The sequence below is a fragment of the Xanthomonas cissicola genome, from assembly GCF_008801575.1.
GTDB classification, from domain to species: Bacteria; Pseudomonadota; Gammaproteobacteria; order Xanthomonadales; family Xanthomonadaceae; genus Xanthomonas; species Xanthomonas cissicola.
This window is the reverse complement of sequence record NZ_VZPL01000163.1, coordinates 1-2,494: the sequence shown is the minus strand read 5'-3', so window position 1 is coordinate 2,494 and position 2,494 is coordinate 1. Positions and strand designations below refer to the sequence as shown.

Annotated in this window: 1 protein-coding gene and 1 pseudogene; both read right to left on the bottom strand. The window is 71.9% G+C overall.

What is annotated here, in order from left to right; all coding sequences use genetic code 11:
- A pseudogene (locus tag F7R02_RS24915) lies at positions 1-507 on the bottom strand (hypothetical protein); the annotation flags it as partial.
- 59 nt (positions 508-566) lie between these two features.
- Positions 567-2,494, bottom strand: a 1,928-nt coding sequence (locus F7R02_RS24910; RefSeq protein WP_235900990.1) for a type VI secretion system Vgr family protein, incomplete at its 5' end; no start/stop codon positions are given.

Genomic DNA, 2,494 nt, shown 5'->3' with positions numbered 1-2,494 from the left:
CCCCATCCGGGCCTTGGCCTTGCGCAGCACCGAGGCGAGGGTATTGGTGAGCGCGGCGAACCGCTCCATGATCTGCGCTTGATAGTCGGCGAACTTCAGCCGCAGCAGCCACGCCTCGGCGTTGCGCGTGCCGATGCGGTTGAGGAAGGCGATGATGTCCTTGGCGCCTTGCAACAGGTGCGCGGCACGCGCGGCGCCACGCAGCTCGGCGGCCTCCTTGAAGATCTTGCACAGGATGCGGCCCACACCCTTGATCACGCCACCCATCACCGGCACCAAGGCCAGCACCAGCACCACGAGCAACACCCATTCCCAGACCCGTTCGCGCGCCTCGGGGTCGTCGATCAGGCGGATGACCACGGCGATGATGTCGCGCGCCGCGGTGACGTCGCCCACCAGCGGGATCATGCCGATCACCGCATCCACCAGAATCTGCGACAGCGAGGCCTTGACGTTGAAGGCGCCTTGCACCGTGCCCCAGGTCCAACTGCCGACATCGGCCGCCATCGCGCGGAACTCGCTTAAACTGAGGCCGCCGGGGGGAGATGCCGCAGGTGTAGCCCCCATCACTGCACGCCTTTACCGGAATCGGCGGTGGCGGCGGCCAGATACTTGTCCACCACGCCGTCCAGCCTTGCATCGGCAGGATTGGCCGCGTGATCGGGCGTGGGCGTCATGTCCTTGCGGCCGAACAGGCCCGGCATCGGCGAGAACACCACCTCGGCCGAGCCGCCGGGGACATTCGCCACCTCGGCGCGTCCCTGCGCGTCGAGCGTGCCCTGCCGCTTGCCGCCATCGGCCAGGGTGACCACGTAGTCGGCACCGGCCAGGCCTTGATCGTCGTGGTAGCGATGATCAAGCGACAGCGTTTGCAGGGGAAGGCGTTCTTCCGGCAGCGGCGGGATGGCGACGGTCTGCATCTCCCCACCCAAGAACGGATGCCGACTGGCCTTGACCGTGAACTGTCCCGGGCAGGCGAAGGTGATGTCGCCGCCTTCCAGGGTGATGCGGGTCTGTCCGGCCTGCAGCACGATCTTGTGCTGCGCCAGCACGTCGATGCGGGTGTCGGTGGCGGTGACGGTCACCGCCTGGTCGGCGAGCAGTTCCAGCGCGCCGGTATGCGCCTGCAGGCTCACCGGGCCGGCCGCGGCGATGAGTGTGATCGGCCCGCGTTGGGCGAACAGCGCGGTGTGCTGGCCGGACACCGCCGACAGGGTCTGCCCGGCGCTCAGCTGCGCATCCTGCTGCACGGTCAACTGCAGGGCCTGCCCGGCATAGGCCACCGCGCTGGCCGGGGTGGTCCAGGCGATGTGGTCCGGCGACTCGCCGAGCAGGCGCGCCTCGGCGAATCGTTCCACCGGCGCCTGGCCGTCGCGGCCGCCGTCGGCCGGCTTGGTCGCCGGCTGGCCGCCGACCGCAGCGGCGTACTTGCCCTGCGCCTGCGGGTCGATCGCCTCGCGCAGCCGGGTCACGCTGGGATGGGCGTCCAGGCCGGGTACCTGTTGCTGGGTCAGGGTGTCGTGCAGCGCCTGGGCGGTGCGTTCGGCGCCTTGCAACTGGGCCACCGCCCCGGCCACGTCCAATGCGGTCGAGGCGCCCTGGCTGCGGGCGCTGCTGGACAGCAGCAGGCCTTGCGCGGCATGCACGTTGCCCCAGCCCTGCGAGGCCAGTTCGAAGCCCTGGCCGCGCAGCGCGCCGCGGGCGGTGTCGCTGTGCTGGACCAGGTAGCCCAGTTCCAGCCGGGTGTCGGCCAGCGAGGTGTGCAGGCGGGTACGCAGCTGGCCGGGGGTGTCGTCCAGCAGCCATTGCTGGGTGCCGCCGCCATCGTGGGACTGGGTGTGCAGGCCGCTGAGCGTGCCGGGGTGGCTCGCGCGCGCGTCCAGGCCGCCGCCGAAGGGTGGGGCGACCTCGCCGTTGTACAGCTGGCCGGTGATGCGCGGCTGGTCGATGTCCCCGTGCAGGAACTCCACCAGCACCTCGCTGCCGATGCGTGGCAGGAAGTGGCTGCCCCAGTTCGGGCCGGCCACCCACTCGGCCACCGGCACCCAGGTGCCGGCGCTCTGGTCGCCCGGCGCGTGGCCGGGCGCGGTGCTGGCGCTGTCGGTCAACCCGCCCAGGGTGGGCTGGGCGCCGCGCTGCCACGGGAACTGGATCCGCACCTGGTGGTCGCGGCTCGGGCTCAGCGCCGCATCGGCCACGCCGACCACGCGCGCGCTCTGCGGCCCGGGCATGCGCGGGCGGTCCTGCGGCAGCGCGCGCAGCGGCGTGGCCGCCGGCACCGCCAGGAAGCGGTTGCGGTAGCTGCCGTGCTCCAGGTCCGGCGCGTCCAGCAAGGCGACGACGCCCTGGCCCAGGTTGTTCACCGCCACGTGCTCGATCGCCACCGGAACGAAACGCTGGCCGTCGTGCTGGGCGTGCTGGCGCAAGGTGAACGCCGCCCCGGCCGCCAGCACGCGGGCGCTGCCGGCACCGGCGTGGAGCGTGTGCGGCACGC